Below are 18062 nucleotides of genomic sequence, written 5' to 3'. Positions count from 1 at the left end.
AATATTATGTCTTATGGTCTTCTCTTTCCACTCATAAGCGGTGCGGCGGCAGTGCTCTGGGGCGCAGGGCTCGCGCGCTGGATTATGAAACTTCCCCAAGGGGATGACAAGATGCGCGCTATCGCGCGCGCCATTCAGGAGGGCGCGGTGGCTTATCTTAAGCGGCAGTATCGCACCGTGGCGGTTATTGCGGTGCCCATCGCGCTCATACTCCTTTTAATTAACGTGGCAACTGCAGTAGGATTTCTCGTGGGCGCGGCGTTTTCCGCGCTTGCGGGCGTCGTGGGCATGGCAGTGGCGGTGCGGGCGAACGTGCGGACCGCAGAAGCGGCAAAAGAAGGGCTGTCAGCCGCGCTTTCAGTGGCAGTGAAGGGCGGGTCAGTAACTGGTTTTTTGGTCGCCGGCTTCGCGCTTATTTCCGTAACCGGCTACTACGCGCTCACTCGGGATGTCGCCGCATTGGTGGGGTTGGGATTCGGCGGTTCGCTCATCTCCGTCTTTGCGCGTTTAGGAGGCGGCATCTATACGAAAGCGGCGGATGTGGGTGCGGATCTGGTGGGGAAGGTTGAGGCAGGCATTCCGGAAGATGATCCTCGCAACCCGGCTGTCATTGCCGACAATGTCGGCGACAATGTAGGGGATGACGCGGGCATGGCTGCTGATCTTTTCGAAACCTACGTCGTGACCATGGTGGCAGCGATGCTTATTGGCACTATTTTATATCCTGCTTCTCCTGCGGCAGTGGAATTTCCCCTCGTGATAGGAGGCATAGGGATTATCGCCACGTTAGTGGGGAGTCTTGCCATACGTTTGACGGGAGCATCACGCAATATTATGGGCGCGCTCTATAAAGGGCTTATCAGCGCAGGAGTGATTGCCTTGCTCATATCGGTCGTGCTCGTCCCGCGCTACGCCAGCCGCATTGGCGATGAGGTGTGCGCTTCAGTGCTCACCACATCCAATGAGTGTGTGCGCGCAGCCTACCACCTTGAGGGAGCGTCCTTCATGGGCGCAGTGGCCATAGGTTTGGCGCTGACCGCGCTGCTCGTAATTATCACGAATTATTACACGGCAAAGGAACATGCGCCGGTGAAGCGCATTGCGGATGCTTCAGTGACAGGACACGGCACCAATGTGATCGCAGGGCTTGCGGTGGGAATGGTGGCGACCGTGCTGCCGGTGCTCGCGATCGCAGTCAGCATTGGCGCCGCGTTCGCCGTGGCCGGCCTCTACGGAATCGCCATTGCCGCTGTCAGCATGCTGTCGCTTGCAGGGATTATCGTGACCATTGATGCCTACGGCCCCATTACTGATAATGCGGGAGGCATTGCGGAAATGGCGGAGCTTCCTGCAGAAGTGCGCGAGGTGACGGATCCCCTTGATGCGGTGGGGAATACCACGAAAGCGGTCACCAAGGGTTATGCGATCGGGTCTGCGGGGCTTGCGGCGTTGGTACTCTTTACCGCCTATACTCAAGAATTTTCTGCGCGCGGCGTGGAACTCTCCTTTTCCCTCACTGATCCCAAGGTGATTATGGGGTTATTTTTAGGAGGGATGCTTCCCTATTGGTTCGGGTCGCTTGCCATGAGTGCGGTGGGAAAAGCGGCAGGAGCTGTGATTACCGAAGTGAGGCGGCAATTTAAAGAACGGCCCGGGATTATGGCAGGAACCGACAAGCCGGATTACGGGCGCGCAGTTGATATTGTGACTACTGCGGCGCTCAAACAAATGGTGGCGCCTGCGCTGATTGCGGTGTTCGCGCCTATCGTGGTGGCATTCCTGTTTGGCCCTATTGCGCTGGGGGGGATGCTCGTGGGCGCTATTGTCACGGGTCTGTTTGTGGCTATTTCCATGACTTCAGGGGGCGCGGCGTGGGATAATGCGAAGAAATATATTGAAGGAGGCGCGCACGGTGGAAAAGGGTCAGATGCGCATAAGGCCGCGGTGACCGGCGATACGGTGGGAGACCCGTATAAGGATACGGCAGGGCCTGCCATCAACCCGATGATTAAAGTGTTGAATATCGTGGCATTATTGCTGGTGCCGCTATTAATTAAATTAATGCAATAATTATATGGCAGAGGATGAAAATTTAGAGATGATTAAAGCGGAGATGTCGAAAGAAGAAGAATTATCCGAAGTGCGAGATAATGGCGAATTAAAGATTGAGGGGGGGGGGTTGACCGCACTCAGAGGATACTACAAGATGAACAGAATGTGATTAGTGATTCCGAAAGCAGCATAAATAATTTTGCGAGTAAGTTAGAAGGACAGGACGCGTCAGCACAGGCGGTGGCGAATTCATTTAAGCGGCTGGAAGAAACTATTCCTCGTAACGCATACGGGATGATTGAAAGCATGCATGAGGTCGGGAGGGAGTACAAAAATATTACGCGAGAAGCATCAGACACACAGTCATTAATACATAAGTTTGCGCTTGAAGCACGGAAGGACGGTAAGTTGACGGATGGTACACTGAAAAAATTACCCGAACTCACTACGAAGATAGAGGAACTGAGAAAGAAGTTGTCGCTTTTTGTCGATAAGGCTGAGCAATACGCCAATAAGCTGACACGCTGGGCAGACGGAGCTACTCATGACAAATTTATTAGCCGTGACGCGTTTGATAAGATTCGGAATGCGTGTAGTAGTATGAAATTAGGTTGTCAAGGCATGCAGGAGAATGTAGGTTTTATCGGTAAAGAATGGAACAGAATTACAGAATCAATTACGCGCATTGTAAGAGATAAAACGCAGTTGGAGATGGATAAACAGTTAAATCTTGTAAACTAATGAATGTTACATTAACGAAGAAACCGAAGTCGCTTATCTCTCTCATGATTGAAGTGCCGTGGGAGGAAGTGCAGCCTTATTTGACACAGGCTGCGCGCGCCTGGAGCGAAGAACATCCTGTGCCCGGATTCCGCAAGGGGCAAGCGCCGTTCGATATAATTGAGAAACGTCTCGGGAGAGAGGCGCTGCTTGATATGGCGCTGGAAATACTGGTGAGCCATACGTACCTTAAAGCGGTGACTGAGCATAAGTTGGATACTATCGGACAGCCGCAGGTGGAGATGCGCGCAAAGGCGTGGGATTTGCCCGTGCAGTACGAGGCGGTTGTCGCGGTTATACCTGAAGTGAAGCTCTCGCCATTGGAAAAAATATCGGTCGCCAGGAACAAGGTAAGCGTGAGCGAAGAAGAGATTGAGAAACTTCTTGAGGAGTTGAGGCGTGCACGCGCTCAAGACCGCGTGGTGGATGAGCCGGCGGCAAAAGGCCACAGGGTCACCTTTCATTATCGCTTAAGCCAAGACCGCGTGGTGTTTGAAGGCTCTCCCGCGGGTGATACTGATATTGTGTTGGGCGAGACGCCGGTGCTCCCGGGTTTTTCTGAACAGCTCATCGGCATGAAGGCAGGCGAGGAAAAGCGGTTCCCAATCCGTTTTCCTGATACTTGGTCGCGCAAAGATTTGGCGGGAAGGTCAGTGGAAGTGGAACTTATGGTGAAAAAGGTAGCCACGATAGACCTGCCGGCGCTTGATGATGGTTTTGTCGCGAAGCTTGGCAGTTTTAAAACTATTGCGGAATTAAGGGATAACATGAGGGCAAATGTACAGCTTGAAAAAGAAGATACGGAAGAGCGTAGGGTGGGAAGCGCTGCCGTAGAAGCATTAGTACGCATGAGTACCTTTGATGCAGTTCCTGATATAATTATTGATGCCGAAATCACGCGGATACAGGATGAAATTGCGTATGAAGTGCGGCAGCAGGGCATCGTGTATGAGGACTGGCTGAAGAAACTCGGGAAAATGGAACAAGATTTAAAAAAAGAACTGCAACCACAAGCAGAAGCGCGCGTGAAGGCAACGCTTGCGTTGCGGGCGCTCGCGAAGAGCGAAGAAGTCATACCTGAAGAGAAAGAATTATTAGAAGAGGTTGAACACGTTTTACAGCATGCGGGGAATGACCCCGTCCTTCTTGAGCGCGTCCATTCTCACGCGTTTCATGAATACCTCAAGAACCAGATTGTGACAAAGAAAACCGTAGAGTGGCTCAAGAAGAAGGTAGTGCGAGGTTAATTTTCAATGCTCAATTTCCAATCAATGTATCAATGATTCAATTTTCAAACGTTTGAAAATTGAGAATTGGAAATTGATAATTGTCCTATGCTTTTTGGTTCTCATGTATCTATAGCAGGAGGTTTAGAGAACGCTCCCACAAACGCTCATATTGCAGGATGCGAATGTTTTCAGATATTTTCGCGCTCTCCGAGAGGCGGCAGGGCGCCGGAGATTATAGATGAGGTGCAACAGGAATTTTTCACGCGGTGCACAAAATATAAATTCCAGGATTGGTATATCCACACGCCGTATTACATCAACTTCGCGTCCGTAAAAAAGCCGATCCGGTGGGGGTCCATCGGCGTGGTGCGGGAGGAGCTTGAGCGCGGCACGCTCATTGGCGCGAAATCGGTGATGACGCACTTAGGCTCTGCGAAGGATTATGGACGGGAGAAGTCAGTGGAAAAAGTCATTCGCGCGATACACCACGTGCTGGACGGTTATACCGGAAGCACGTTATTTTTATTAGAGCAGTCTGCGGGCGCAGGAGACATTATCGGCGGGACCTTAGACGAATTGGCATATATCCTCAAAGGCGCGGAGCGGATTGATAGAAAATATCGCAAGAAGCTTGGCATCTGCCTTGATACCTGCCATGCGTTTGCCATGGGATACGATTTGAGTTCTCAGTTAGCAGTTAATCAGTTTATCAGGAAGTTTGACAGAATAATTGGCTTAGAGCGGTTGCAGTTGATTCATGTCAATGATTCTAAATTCGGATGTGGTGAACATAAGGACCGACATGAGCACATCGGCAAAGGAAAAATTGGATTAAAGGGATTTGAAGCGCTGGTGCGGCACAAGGCGCTTCAGCACCTTAATATGATTCTTGAGACACCGAAAGACAGCCCAAAAGACGATCCGAGGAATTTGAAAATTCTCAAGGACATGAGAGGATAAAAGCATATGATTCGCTGTTTTATCCAAGGGGCACAAGGGGTTGGAAAAACTACATTGGTAGGCGCGGTTACACAGAAATTACCCAACAATTGTTCGGTTAAGATGGTAGGAGGGGTGGCACGCGCACTTGCCGATGAAGGGATTACGTTTGACGTGCATACTAAGCCGGAGGATTATTACGGGTATTATTATAAGCACCTGCAGAATTTTTCTAACGTCAAGGCAGATTATGTACTCTTTGACCGTTCTGTACTAGATGTGATTACTTACGCCAGAATGCTTCTGGGCAAGGGGAACTTTGTTGAGAAACTTGGTTTTGAGTTATTTAAGATAATGCAACCGCATATAGACGTTATTGCATACATTCCTATTGAGATTCCTTTAGTGGTAGATGGGGAGAGGAATATGAATGCAGAGGATCAAAGTGGATTTGATCGAGCACTTATGGAGATTATGCGTGAGACAGGTGTACGCTTTGATAAAGTGAGAGGGACTGTGAAGCAACGCAGTGATCGATTATTGTCACTCTTATTACGTCAGTAAATTGCATATATGCCCCATAAATTTTCCCAAGGCATTCCCCCGTATGCAAAGCGCGTGTTCAAAGGCGTTCTGTTTGAGGTATGGCAATGGGAACAGGAGATATTTGACGGCACGAAGCGGACGTTTGAGGTGGTGAAGCGCCAAGATTACGCAGAGGTGATTCCTGTATTGGAGAATGGCAAAATTGTCGTGATAGAACAGCAACAGCCGCACCTCGATAGTTTTTATTCTTTTATTGGGGGAAGAGTGGATGCGGGGGAAACGCCGCTGGATGCCGCGCGCCGCGAGCTTCGCGAGGAATCAGGTCTTGAGTCTCCAGAATTTTTTCTCTGGAAGCATATTCAGCCGTATCAGAAAGTCATTTTTGAAGGGTATCACTATATTGCGAGGCAGTGCCGTTATGTGGGAAAGCCTACGATGCCTGAAGAAGAAAAAATTACCATTCATGAGATGGAGCTTGATGAGCTTATACGATTCGTAAATGAGTGTGACTCATTCAGGGGTATGCAGAATCAAACTGATTTCATCCGGGCAAAGTATGATAAAGCAGAACGGGAGAAGTTGAAAAAATTGTTATATGGTTAAATATAAATATTGAAAAATGTATGAAAGCACTTGTATATACAAAACCAAACACCATCATCTATCAAGAGATGCCTCTGCCCAGGATTAAATTTGATGAGGTGCTCATCAAAATAAAAAGCGTAGGCATTTGCGGCACTGATCTGCACATTTACAGCGGCGGTATGAAATTACCGACTCCTTTGATTATTGGGCATGAGTTTAGCGGGGTTATTTGGCAGATTGGTTCGCAAGTGAAAAAATTTAAGAAAGGAGATCGGGTAGTTGCGGAACATGTGGTAAGCTGCGGTATGTGCCGTTATTGCCTGCAAGGCAGGCCCAATTTATGTTCGAAAGCTCAGGTAATCGGTCTCCATCGCAGCGGCGCATTGGCTCAATATGTCGCGGTGCCCGCATCATTGGTTTACCCATTTCCTAAAAGTATTAGCTTTGAAGAAGCGGCACTCATTGAGCCGCTTTCCATTGCGTATTATGCGGCGCAAGAAATTGGTTTTGTACTGGATAAGAAGGTGGCTGTCATTGGTCAGGGACCTATCGGTCTTTTGGTTGACCAAGTATTGAAAGCGGCAGGAGCTCATGTGATTGGCATTGATATCCAGGATACACGTCTCCAGTTTGCCACGCGTCAAAAATGGGCAGATAAGGTTATTAACAGCAAGAAGCAAAATGTAGTGGACACTATTAAGGCATTCACTAAAGAAGGAGTTGATATTACTATTGAAGCGGTCGGGCAGGCGGCAACCGCTGAAATGTCGCTAGAGATAACAAGACGTCATGGCACTGTAGTATTATTGGGTGTGTTTGAATCTCCTGCGAATTTAAATCTTATGCATTTAGTCAAGAAAGAGTTATCCATGCGCGGTTCATGGACATGCGCGTTTTCATTTCCGCAGAGCATTGAGCTTGTTGCCCAGAATAAAGTAGATTTAAAGAGTTTAATTTCCCATCGTTATTCTGCGCCAGAAGGCGCTCGGGCTTTTAAAGAAGCGTTCATGTATACCGAGGGGAGGATTAAGACAATTATTAATTTCTAGCTTTATGCAATTTTATATTTTAGGCTCTGGTACGCATTTTCCTGACCCCAAGCGCAGGAGCGCGGGGTATTTACTGCGCGACGGCAAGGACCTCACGTTGTTTGATTTCGGATATGGGACGCTTCTAAGGTTGGTAGAGCTCAAAGTGAAATATCAAGACATTCAACACATTTTCTTTACCCATTTACATAAAGACCATTTTTTTGACCTTCTTCCTTTTCTTACCACTCTTGAGAACCAGGTTGAGCAATGGAGGCTCCAACCGAGAACGCTCACACTTTATGGTCCGAAAGGATTCATGCGGACGCTCAAAAAGGTATTTGCAGGGCTGGGTAAGAAATCCTATGAAGGCATCGCCATTAAATACCATGAGTTATCACGGTCGCGCGTGAGGATAGGGCGCGTATCAGTCCTTTCTCATCCGGTAAGGCATTATCCCAACCTTAAGTGTATCGCCTATCGAATACAGAAAGGGCGCCGCGCTCTCGCGTATACAGGAGATCTTGATTATGATGAAAAAATAATACCCTTTGTGCGAGGGGTACGGACATTGGTGATAGAATGCGGGTTGCCGAATGAGTTAAAACATAAAGGGCATCTGACTCCGCGCGAGTGCGGCATGATTGCAACCAAGGCTAAGGTTAAGCGTGTGGTCCTCACTCACCGCTTCCCGCCGTGCGATCGGGTGGATGTGGTTGGGCAGTGTAGAGAAGAATATTCAGGTGTGGTACAATTAGCCAAAGATCGAGCAATTATTACTTTTTATTGAATGATGTAGCTTATTGAATCCATAGAGGATCTGGAGGGCAGGATGTTTGTTTATATCTTTGGGGTGAATCCAAGAATAGGCACGTAGGGAAGAGGTAGCAGGCTTTAGAGCGGGAAATGATTTTCTTATAATGCGGGCTACCGTTTGAAGTTGACGTGTTACTGTCGTGAGGGCGTTTTGCGAATCTCCAGGTTTAGCGCGTCCTACATATTCAAGATCAAGTCTTGTAAGGTGTTGTACGGTGGTGAAATTAGAGGATCTATGTACTGAAATTTTATAGATTCGTTCATTCTTATCACGAATCCAGAATTGACGTTTATGTCTCGTGAGCGCTCCTTGGAGTCGGTATCGAGTAAAAAATTCACTAATTTGTTTAGGAGTGATTAAGCGCTCCGATCCTTTTTCTTCCCGTGATGTTTTAATTCTTATTTTATGCGAAGGCGAATGCGGTGCACTTCTTTTCCATACCCATTTAAAGGTATCACCATAAAGATTGAGCCGTAAGTTATTCCCCATGTAGAGCCGTATCATACTCTGCTCACTCATCCAATTACGATACGGATCGATAGTGAAATGCTTTATTCCTTTTTTAAATACATGGAATAATTCTGCGGAAATCGTCTGCGCCTTTTCTTCGGGAACATCAAAGGTGATTTCGTATTCAAAGCCAGGAATCTCATCAATGGGAAGCGGAGCAATTGATCGTTGCCACATATTGAGTCTGTTGAGGCCTACATAGCGTTTTGAGAGAACGGGTACCGCATGAGTGTGTTGGAGTAAACGAATGATTTGAGAATACGCCTGCGTCTTAAGAAAGCATGAGTCGCATTTTATTTCAAGCCGAATTCCATTTTCAACACCAAGCGGTATCCATGTCCTATCGGTAAGTTGGTGCCAATAGCGTATATCGCGATCCAAGGTGAGGCGTGCCGTGTTTTCAGTGCCTTTTTCAATATAATGTTCACGGTGATATTCGATTGCCAAGAACGGTCGTAGTGGCTCATTGAGTGGGCACAAATATTTTGGGTTCTGTTTGTTGCATAGAATATTAAGACGCCGATATCTCTTCAATGCGGTTGTCAGCTGGACTTGTTCACGTATTTTTTTCTTCTGTTGTACTGTCTCAGGCAGGGTGATTTTTCTTTCAAGGGTCCATATGCCATGAGTGAGCCGGAATGAACCCTTAAGTGGTTCATGGAAGTAGCGTCTCATCCTTATGTTCATCGCCCAAGGTACGTCATGTGCATCGTTATTGAGATAGAGCGTCTGGGTCCAGTGCCTAGTTGAGTACGTGATCGGTGAAAGGATTTTTGATAAAGTAGTATACACCGCGTGGTAGGAGTAGGGATTTAAAAGCCACCGCATTTCTATGCGATTAGCCAATTCACCGCGACGGAGAGAGACACGATGCGCCATACATATTCATTTCCTTCCTTTTTTTGTCATTTGTCAAGAAGTCAGGGATACTTGAATTATTATGCAATATGTCTTACGCGGAAAAGTTATCCACGGTGATGGGTGGGGCAGGAAGATGGGGTATCCGACGGCGAATCTCGACCGCCGCTATTTTGTGCACCATTCGGTGCCGAAGGGGGTATGGGCGTGCAGAGTGAAAATCAAAAATCAAAAATCAAAAATCAAAAATAATGAATTATGGTTAAGAGGGATTGCGGTGATTGGCGTGAAAAATAAAGTAGAGGTGTATATCATTGATTTTGATAAAAATATTTACGGATGGTATTGTGAAGCAGAAATATTTAAAAAAATAAGATCACTTCGGAAATATGGATCCCCCCGCGCTCTCGCAGTGCAGATTGGAAGAGATATAGAGACCGCCAGGCGTGTGTTAGGTAAACCTTCATAGCTTATGAATATTGAACAATTTGCATATTCCTTATTGCGGTTTAATTTCCATTATCAAAATCTCAATCAAGAGATGCTGCGTTTAGGGGAATTTCTTGCAGCGCATCGCGTGCAGGCGAACTCAATGGTTGATATAGGGTGTGGTGACGGCGCCATTACTGCCCGTTTGCAACGGTTGCTCCATACAAATATTGCGTATGGGATAGATGTTAATGGAGCCCTTCTCGCTCGCGCGAACCGACGGGGCATTATTACCTGGCAAGGAGATGCCGTATCGATGGAAATGCGGAAGAAATTTGACATCGTTATATCTTATGGTTCCCTCCATCATTTTGAAAATATTTCCTCATTGATTAATGCGATGAAACGAATGGCTATTCAGTATCTCCTCATCGTCGATAATACTATTCGTAGGAATTTTTGGTTTCATCAATTGACTGGATCTCCGCATTCGCTCGTTGAGTCATCCCCCTATGGCATACATACGGTACATGAAGTTACAGATGCGTTGCAACGGTGTGATTGTAGAGTAAAAGGTGTTTTCACCTCTCTTAATGCCAATATTTGGCACGACCGGAGTTTTTTTCTCGCTGAAGTATAGATTTATATATGGCGAACGCAAATTCGTCTTTACTATATACCGATCGAATTTTACCAGTGATTGATCAGCGTCGCGCGGTGAAGAAGCCGTGGGAGCTTGCGGCGATCAAGTACGGTGCGCAGATACTTGAGCGCGTATTTGCGTGGGTGCGCTTCTGCGCCGTGACAGGAAGGACAGAACAGCAGGTCGCGCAGGATATTGCACGGGTTATGAAACGTAATGGTGCCGAGGCTCTCGCGTTTCCTGTGATCGTGGCTTCTGGTCCGGGTACCTCGGATATCCATCACTTCCCGACGAAGAGAAGGGTGCGCAAAGGAGATATTCTTATGATCGATTGCGGCGCGGTGGTGAAAGGGTATTGTTCGGATTGCACGCGCACTTTTTTTATCGGCCATCCGTCTCAAAGATTTATTCGATATTATCAAGAGGTATTGAAGGCGCAGGAGAGAGCAATAGTGAAAATCAGGCATGGAATAACGGCAAAGTCTGTTGACCGCGCGGCGCGCGGCTATCTCGCGCGGTGGCGCTGGGGAAAGACATTCACGCACGGTTGCGGGCACGGGGTTGGTCTTGCGATCCACGAGTTTCCGAATTTAAAGCCAAAGAGCCGTGACGCTCTGAAGGCAGGCATGGTTGTCACGGTTGAACCGGGAATTTATTTAAAGCGATGGGGCGGCATACGGATTGAAGACATGGTGCTGGTGCGGCGTGGAGGAAGAGATATTATTACACGGTCAATCCCAAAACAACTTGAACAAATCATATTATCTTGATTTTTATATCTTTTTCCCTTACACTGTTTCCTAGTTTAGCATTTATCATTTGTGCGGGTATCGCCCGCCTAAATTTTTGGCATTCCCTGAGAACAAATCATAAACGATGCGCGTATTCTGTAAACTATATTGCTTTCTGTACTCATCTGCAAAACTTAGGCGGGTATCGTATAGCAGCTATTATGCGTCCTTGCCAAGGACGAGATACGGGTGCGACTCCCGTTACCCGCTCCATTTTTATAGAATGACAGTCTCAAGAAGGGCTGTCGTTCCCGTTTTTGGGATATAAGACTGCATTGTTCTATGTATACTACTGACCCGCAAGATGAAATATTTCCCGTCGTGAATGAACAGGGTGTGGCGGTTGGCCGCACGACGCGAAGAGAAGCGCACCGAAACCGTGAGCTCATCCATCCGGTCATTGGGATTTTTGTTTTCGATACGCAGAATAGGGTGCTTCTGCAAAAGCGCAGTGCGACCAAAGACCTCAATCCTCATTGTTGGACATTGAGCGTGGGTGGACATATTAAATACGGCGACACGCCTATTGATACTGCAGTAAGGGAAATTGAAGAAGAAATTGGGATTTCAGTGAATGCCGAGCAGCTTACGCTCTTGGGCACGATGGTGACCAGAAATGAGGTGCAGTCTGAATACTGGTATGTGTATCGGTATGATTTGCCTGCCGTGGCGCCGCTTAAAGCGCACCCCGATGAAGTTGCTGAACTGAAGTTTGTGACACTCGCGGAGTTGAAGCGCATGATCCATGATCAAAAGGTGATATGGGGCGAGGATCCGAAGAAAGTAATCAAACAGTTCATTCTGCATTAGTGAAGTAACCAAGGAGTAAATTTGTCCTTGCAGGTTAATACGACGATCTCCTCTAGAAAGAAGGGCGCATTGAAGCTATAATTTATCTGGTATCATGCCCGGGTGGTGGAATTGGCATACACGTCAGACTTAAAATCTGATGACCGAAAGGTCTTGCGGGTCCGAGTCCCGCCCCGGGCAATGAACGAAGTGAATTGACCGAGGGAGCGAGTGAACTGCTTCATTCGCGTCGGGACGAGGAGAAATTCACCATGTGCCGTAGGCACGGTGAATCACCGGCCCATAAGGGGTGTCCCGCCCCGGGCGTAATTTTATGAGACAATTTCTTGCACAAATTACGAAGGAAGCGGGCGATGCCGCATTGAAGAAATTCAAAATGGCAGGATTGAAATATGGGACAAAAAGGAATTCTGCCGACATAGTGACTGAAGCGGATGAATTGGCAAATGAAATACTCCTCGCCCGCATCCATACGAAATTTCCCCACCATGGCATTATTTCAGAGGAGACTGGGGAATATGAAAGCGGCAGGGAATACGTGTGGATCATCGATCCTCTTGACGGCACGCGGAATTTCCTGACGCACACGCCGCTCTGGGGGACCATGGTGGCGTTATCGAGGAAAGGGCGTGTCATCGCCGCGGCTATTTACGATCCCTGCCATAATGAGCTCGTGCTTGCAGAGAGAGGGAAAGGCGCATATCGGGACGGCGCAAAGATTCATTGCTCTTCCACCGATGATCTCGCGTATAGTTATGGCGCCATTAGCGCGATGGTAAAGAAGGAGCGCCTGGCATTCACCATTGGGCTTATGCGGCACACGGGCGGTGAAGAGGTTTGGATCAGCGGATTTGGATCCATTGCGGTGAGTGCGTCCTCCGTGGCGTCGGGAAGACGAGATTGGCTTGTATCATCCGGCGCTTATGTATGGGATTATGCATCACCTGCTCTTATTCTCTCCGAAGCAGGTTGTAAGGTTACAAACACCAAAGGCCGTACATGGCAGATGAGTGATCGCACCTTGATTGCGGCAAATCCTGTGCTTCATCGGAAATTGATCCGCATTATGAAATAGTCATGTATAAGGAGAAGTTCATAAGGAGGATATTCAATTTCATACAGACCCCTTGGGTAATGGTCGCTGGCACGATCATTCTTTTTTTAGTGATCAAAATACCCCAAATTGATTATCGCTATGGGGATGAAAATATTTATTTTCTCATGGGCAAGCTCATCACTGAAGGGCAATTTCCCTATCAGGATTTCTTTTTCGCGTCGCCGCCATTGCAGCTCATCTTCAACGCGCTCTTTATCACGTTCTTTGGTTTTCAGGTATTGGTCATGAAATTTATCTCTCTTCTGACCGTTGCAGGGTCGGCGCTATTCCTTTATTTAATTTTAAAGAGAAGTAAGTGCGAGACTGCGGGAGTGTATGCGGCAGTCCTCTATCTTTTTTCGTTTGTGACGCTGACCACAAGCGATTATGTATCAGGGGTTCAGTGGGTGGTATTTTTTACGCTTGGCGCGCTTATTCTTATCGCGCATGAGAAACCCGGATGGGCAGGGGTTGCGGCCGCGCTCGCGCTCTTCACTCGGTTTTACGCCGCACCTCTTATATTTGTAGTTGGCCTTTATGCCCTAGTGAGCACGCAGAAAACATGGCGGCGGTTTTTCATAAGTCTCTGTATCCTTTTCATGGGCGGCAACCTTCTTCTCTATGGGGCATTGGGAACCCTCTATGAGCAGAGTGTAGTGCTCTACCATCTGCAAAAGTTTGAAGAGCTCGACAAGCAAAAGGTGCTGGATTTTTTCTTGAGGTGGGATTGGCTGTTGCTGGTGGTGAGCGGACTCTCGCTTTTTGTGGTGCGGCTCAAACAGTTGGCGCTCCCTCTTCTTGGATTGGCGGCAGGCGGCCTTTTCCTGTATGTGTTTAAAGATATCTATTACCTTTATTTCAATTTAATAATCCCGTTTTGCGCGCTCTTGGGAGGGATATTCCTCGCAAATATATTTCATCTCTATCCCTTCTCGCTCGTATTGAAAAAAGGAATACCGCTCATTGTGCTCTTTTTAATCATTTATATAGGATACGGCACATGGCATTATATGAGGGATCATGCGGGCGCGGCGCGGATTGATTATCTTGAGGAGCTTGTCCAGTATGTGCGCGGGCACAGCGATCCGAAGGATTCTCTGTACGGATCGTTTGAGGTTACGCCGCTGGTCGCGGGGTTGAGCGGGCGTGCCATTGCCGGCAATTTCATTGACACCAACAATAAGACGTTTTCAACCGGCATGGTGGCGCTGGACGAGCGCGAAGAGGCATTGTTGAAAGAGAAAGTAAGGTATATTTTTACCAAGGTGCTCGTGGATTCGCAAGGGAATCTCTTGGAGCTTGGCCGTTTTATTTCGCTAGGTTTTTTACAGAGCCATTGTACGATAGTGAAAAGTTTCCCCATCCAAAAAGATTACTATTCCAATCTTCTCTTAGTGTGGGAATGTCGTTATTAAATATCCTTTGCATATTTGGAGAAGTAATTAATCACCGGATAAAGTAAGGACCTCGCACATTGTGTGAGATCCTTTAACACTGGTGAAGGATAGAGTCCCAGGCGAATTCATTCGGGAACCGGTACTTTAATCGGATGAGTTCGCTTCTCGTTATGACGAGCGGTAACTCGTTCAATAGATCGTTGTCGTTGTCTGGGCAGTGATACAGCATATACCATTTGTCTGCGTACCACTCATCCTGACAATATTCCTCTCTTATGTGCCTTTTTAATTCCAGCGTTTTCAAAATTACATCACCCCCCCGAACAATAAAGAGCGGAAGATTTACCGAGCCTATATAGGCAAGACAACGAGGAACCCATTCGTCTTCTTTTGGCCATATACCGAAATATATTTGCCTATCCACATAAATATTCTTTCGATATATGATTTCTAACCTCTTCCGTTGGAGTTCGGATCCGATCACTCTGTCGAGCCTGCGCCAGATCGCATCCGGCTTTATGAGAAGGTACGTAATCATTTTTCCTCCTTTTTGTTTTTTAATAAAAAATTGCCTCTCGTAGGAAAGACAAGCAACCCTTCATTAAGAGCGCACTGTTTCCCTACGCCGGTATTGTCCGGATCAGGTTCGAAGGGTATTTCTCAGGCCCGTGCATCGGGCCACCCCCAACAGTTTTGATTGTTTATTGTGCAATGAAGTATAGTGTAATGGAATGACTTTTACCACGACTCCTTATAATACCGAGTACGTCTTTTGAGACGTATTCTCTTATCCATTTAATATACCCATATGAAAACCATATACCTTTTCCTCATCACGTTGGGAGTGTCTCTTGGCGTGTGGACTGCCATGGCAGCCACCGATATTACGCCTCCCAGTGCGGTTGCGAATCTTGCGGCCTCATCCAGTACGCCTGTGTCGGTAACCTTGCAGTGGACTGCGCCGGGCGATGATGGACTAAGCGGCACTGCTTCGTTCTATGATGTGCGGTACCGCACTGCACCTATTACAGAGTCGAATTTTGCCACTTCCACACCTGTGGCGGGCGAACCTGCTCCCCATGCGGCCGGCACGACTGAAACATTTGTAGTGACGGGGCTTACTCCTACTACCACCTATTGGTTCGCTTTGCGTACCGTGGATGAAGAAGGAAATACTTCTGCGCTCTCAAATAATGCTTCCACCACGACACCCGCAGATACCATACCACCTCTCGTTTCTGCCATCACGGTGACTAATATCACTACGGCATCAGCGCGCATATCGTGGGCTACAGATGAGAACGCGACATCGCAGGTAAATTATGGCACGACGACAGGGTATGGTTCGAGCACGGCTTCCAGCACTCTCGCCACCACGCACACGATAGATCTTATCTCGCTCCTGCCCGCGACCTTATATCATTTCGTGGTTTCATCTATGGACGTATTTGGCAATACGGCGACATCAAGCGACGCCGTGTTTACTACGCTTGCCGTTCCTGCTCCTGATGTGACGGCACCTATTATTTCTGGCATTTCCGTCACTGACATTACCTCTGCGTCTGCAATGGTGCGCTGGAGCACAAACGAATCTGCGAATTCCTTGGTGCGCTATGGCACTTCCACCGCTTATACGGCAAGCGCAAGCAATGGCGCTATGGTGAGCGTGCATGTAATACCGCTCTTGAGCCTGGCACCGCTCACCACTTATCATTTTGCTGTTTCTTCAGCTGATATTGCTGGCAATACCGCAACCTCATCTGATAATCTCTTCACAACGCTCGCAACCTCGACCGCATCAACCACTATTCAGGCGCGCTTGCGGATGGATCCCCGTACCCTGAATCGGGTACAAAAAGGCAAAAAGATTCATGCCACTGTCACGCTTCCTCGCGGCGTTACGTTTGCAGGTTTGGAGACAGAGAGCGTACTCCTCAATGGCACGGTGAAGCCTACGGATCTCAAATTCAGGAAAACAGAGTGGAGATGGTGGGGGAGATACCGCAGGACGCTTGTGATGAAATTCAACAGCAGCGATATCCTTCCCCTTATCCCTACCTCCACCGACCAATTCACGTTTACGGTGACGGGAAAGATCAAGGCAGGCACCTTTACCGGGTTAGATACTGTGCGGATTATTCCCAAACCAAAGCCAATCCCCTTACCAAAGATTGAAGAGAGGATTCAAGAGAAAATAGAAAAGGCAAAAGAGCTGCTAGAGAAAAAACAGGAACAGCTGCAGGAGAGGCAGGAAAAAATGAAAGAACAGCTTGAGAAACAGCAAGAAAAATTAAAGGATAGAATGGAGAAGCTGAAGGAGAGATTTGACGATTAACGCAGCGTTTTCTGCGTCCGCTCCCCATGATAAGTGTGCATGAAGGGAATAAACATGCTCACCCCGCCCCGATTTCAATCGGGGCTGGTTTATATATAAATATGGCGTATGCTTTCACGCAAGCGAGTAGTAACTTCATAGTTGATAGTACCGATGCGGCGGGCGATTTCTTCGACGGTGATTTCTTCTTTCCCTTGTGTACCGATTATCACCACTTCATCTTCCTGTTGTATATTCGGTATATGCGTAACATCAACAACAGTAATATTCATGCATACGCGGCCGAGGATAGGAGCCCTTTTGCCGCGGATGAGTACGTGGCCGCGGTTGCTCAATCCCCGATCAATGCCATCATAATAGCCGACAGGGAGTACGGCGATTTTGGCGGGCTGTTTGGTGGTGAAGGTGCAATTATAACTCACGCAGGCACCTTTCGGTAGTTTTTTCACCGCAGCGGCTTTTGTTTTGAAGGACAGTGTCGGTTGTAGCTTGATTCCTTGTTTGAGGCAGATCGCTCTGGTTCTCTCGCTCGGATAATAGCCATACACTGCAAGTCCCGGGCGCACCATATCGAAATGAGATTTTGGTTCAAGGAGCGTGGCAGCGCTGTTGGCGCAGTGGACGAGCGGAAGACCTTGCCGATCTTTTTTGATCTCCTTTACAAGGTTGGTAAAAATCCGTAATTGATCATGGAAATGTTGGGAATGTTCAGGTTCATCGGCAGACGCGAAATGCGTGGCAATGCCTTCCCACCGCAATCCTTCAAGCGATTGAATAAATTTGATAAATACCTTGAGCTGATTGGGCAGCAATCCTTGCCGTCCCATGCCGGTGTCCACTTTGATATGCACGTTGACCTTGGTGCGTGCGGCGAGTGCGAGCCGTGAAAGTGCGCGTGCCGTCTGCGGCTCGTAAACAAAAATACTCGCGCGGGACTTGAGGATATCGTGCAGGCGTGCGTGCGGTACGAATCCTATGATGAGAAGTGGTGTGCGTACGCCATTTTTCCTCAAGACCAACGCTTCTTCGATGGATGCGATACAAAACACATCAACGTGGTGTGATATCAGGAGCTTTGCCGTCTCTATAATCCCGTGCCCATAAGCATTTGATTTTATGCAAGGCGCAAGAAGCGTGTTTTTATTTATAAGGGAACGGATTATTTTTACATTATGCCCAATCGCTTTTTTTGACATCTCAATCCATGCGCTATCCAT

19 protein-coding genes, 2 tRNA genes and 1 riboswitch are annotated in these 18062 nt (G+C 47.7%); of the genes, 18 read left to right on the top strand and 3 right to left on the bottom strand.

Annotated elements, in window-relative coordinates; all coding sequences use genetic code 11:
* Positions 1–6 precede the first annotated feature (6 nt).
* From WC659_01020 to WC659_00980, 9 genes are all read left to right on the top strand, one after another.
* Entirely contained in the window at positions 7–2070 is a 2064-nt protein-coding gene (locus WC659_01020) for a sodium-translocating pyrophosphatase (protein ID MFA4872500.1), read from the top strand.
* Between the two features lie 4 nt (positions 2071–2074).
* A complete protein-coding gene (locus WC659_01015) occupies positions 2075–2221 on the top strand; it encodes a hypothetical protein (GenBank protein MFA4872499.1) in 147 nt (48 codons plus the stop codon).
* Positions 2218–2793: a hypothetical protein gene (locus WC659_01010; protein ID MFA4872498.1), complete on the top strand. Its 576-nt coding sequence runs from the start codon at positions 2218–2220 to the stop codon at positions 2791–2793. Before WC659_01015 ends, WC659_01010 begins: the two co-directional genes overlap by 4 nt.
* Positions 2793–4079, top strand: a complete 1287-nt coding sequence (gene tig / locus WC659_01005) for a trigger factor (GenBank protein ID MFA4872497.1) — start codon at positions 2793–2795, stop codon at positions 4077–4079. Before WC659_01010 ends, tig begins: the two co-directional genes overlap by 1 nt.
* Before the next feature lie 87 nt (positions 4080–4166).
* The gene (locus WC659_01000; protein MFA4872496.1) at positions 4167–5021 is read left to right on the top strand and encodes a deoxyribonuclease IV; all 855 of its coding nucleotides are present in this window, start codon (positions 4167–4169) and stop codon (positions 5019–5021) included.
* Positions 5022–5027: 6 nt separating this feature from the next.
* The gene (locus WC659_00995) at positions 5028–5564 is read left to right on the top strand and encodes an AAA family ATPase (protein MFA4872495.1); all 537 of its coding nucleotides are present in this window, start codon (positions 5028–5030) and stop codon (positions 5562–5564) included.
* A 9-nt stretch (positions 5565–5573) separates the two neighbouring features.
* Positions 5574–6149 (top strand): NUDIX hydrolase, encoded by a 576-nt coding sequence (locus tag WC659_00990; GenBank protein MFA4872494.1) that lies wholly within the window; start codon positions 5574–5576, stop codon positions 6147–6149.
* A gap of 20 nt (positions 6150–6169) precedes the next feature.
* A complete protein-coding gene (locus WC659_00985) occupies positions 6170–7180 on the top strand; it encodes an alcohol dehydrogenase catalytic domain-containing protein (protein ID MFA4872493.1) in 1011 nt (336 codons plus the stop codon).
* A gap of 4 nt (positions 7181–7184) precedes the next feature.
* Complete coding sequence (locus WC659_00980; GenBank protein MFA4872492.1) at positions 7185–7949, top strand: MBL fold metallo-hydrolase; 765 nt, start codon at positions 7185–7187, stop codon at positions 7947–7949.
* Here WC659_00980 and WC659_00975 read toward each other — a convergent pair.
* On the bottom strand, positions 7914–9365 hold the full coding sequence (locus WC659_00975) for a VTC domain-containing protein (protein ID MFA4872491.1): 1452 nt from the start codon (positions 9363–9365) through the stop codon (positions 7914–7916). The two genes, WC659_00980 and WC659_00975, sit on opposite strands and share 36 nt — an antisense overlap.
* A gap of 61 nt (positions 9366–9426) precedes the next feature.
* Between WC659_00975 and WC659_00970 the strand changes: the two genes are divergently transcribed.
* From WC659_00970 to WC659_00935, 8 genes are all read left to right on the top strand, one after another.
* Positions 9427–9813, top strand: coding sequence for a riboflavin kinase (locus WC659_00970; GenBank protein ID MFA4872490.1), 387 nt, complete (start codon positions 9427–9429; stop codon positions 9811–9813).
* A 3-nt stretch (positions 9814–9816) separates the two neighbouring features.
* Entirely contained in the window at positions 9817–10413 is a 597-nt protein-coding gene (locus tag WC659_00965; protein MFA4872489.1) for a class I SAM-dependent methyltransferase, read from the top strand.
* 8 nt (positions 10414–10421) lie between these two features.
* The gene (locus WC659_00960) at positions 10422–11186 is read left to right on the top strand and encodes a M24 family metallopeptidase (GenBank protein MFA4872488.1); all 765 of its coding nucleotides are present in this window, start codon (positions 10422–10424) and stop codon (positions 11184–11186) included.
* Between the two features lie 159 nt (positions 11187–11345).
* Positions 11346–11420: transfer RNA gene (locus WC659_00955), tRNA-Gly, on the top strand.
* Between the two features lie 69 nt (positions 11421–11489).
* Positions 11490–12017, top strand: coding sequence for an NUDIX domain-containing protein (locus tag WC659_00950; GenBank protein MFA4872487.1), 528 nt, complete (start codon positions 11490–11492; stop codon positions 12015–12017).
* Between the two features lie 96 nt (positions 12018–12113).
* Positions 12114–12197: transfer RNA gene (locus WC659_00945), tRNA-Leu, on the top strand.
* Between the two features lie 133 nt (positions 12198–12330).
* Positions 12331–13092, top strand: a complete 762-nt coding sequence (locus WC659_00940) for an inositol monophosphatase (GenBank protein MFA4872486.1) — start codon at positions 12331–12333, stop codon at positions 13090–13092.
* A gap of 2 nt (positions 13093–13094) precedes the next feature.
* Positions 13095–14528, top strand: a complete 1434-nt coding sequence (locus WC659_00935) for a glycosyltransferase family 39 protein (protein ID MFA4872485.1) — start codon at positions 13095–13097, stop codon at positions 14526–14528.
* A gap of 73 nt (positions 14529–14601) precedes the next feature.
* On the opposite strand, the gene WC659_00930 is transcribed toward WC659_00935, so the two are convergent.
* The gene (locus WC659_00930; protein ID MFA4872484.1) at positions 14602–15048 is read right to left on the bottom strand and encodes a hypothetical protein; all 447 of its coding nucleotides are present in this window, start codon (positions 15046–15048) and stop codon (positions 14602–14604) included.
* A gap of 62 nt (positions 15049–15110) precedes the next feature.
* Positions 15111–15206: riboswitch (TPP riboswitch) on the bottom strand.
* 112 nt (positions 15207–15318) lie between these two features.
* On the opposite strand from WC659_00930, the gene WC659_00925 reads away from it, so the two are divergent.
* Positions 15319–16845 (top strand): fibronectin type III domain-containing protein, encoded by a 1527-nt coding sequence (locus WC659_00925; protein ID MFA4872483.1) that lies wholly within the window; start codon positions 15319–15321, stop codon positions 16843–16845.
* A gap of 89 nt (positions 16846–16934) precedes the next feature.
* On the opposite strand, the gene alr is transcribed toward WC659_00925, so the two are convergent.
* Positions 16935–18062, bottom strand: a complete 1128-nt coding sequence (alr, locus tag WC659_00920) for an alanine racemase (protein MFA4872482.1) — start codon at positions 18060–18062, stop codon at positions 16935–16937.

The sequence above is a fragment of the Patescibacteria group bacterium genome, from assembly GCA_041645165.1.
Classification (GTDB): Bacteria; Patescibacteriota; Patescibacteriia; order 2-02-FULL-49-11; family 2-02-FULL-49-11; genus 2-02-FULL-49-11.
The sequence above is the reverse complement of the archived record's forward strand: the minus strand, read 5'-3'. Positions and strand labels throughout refer to the sequence as shown.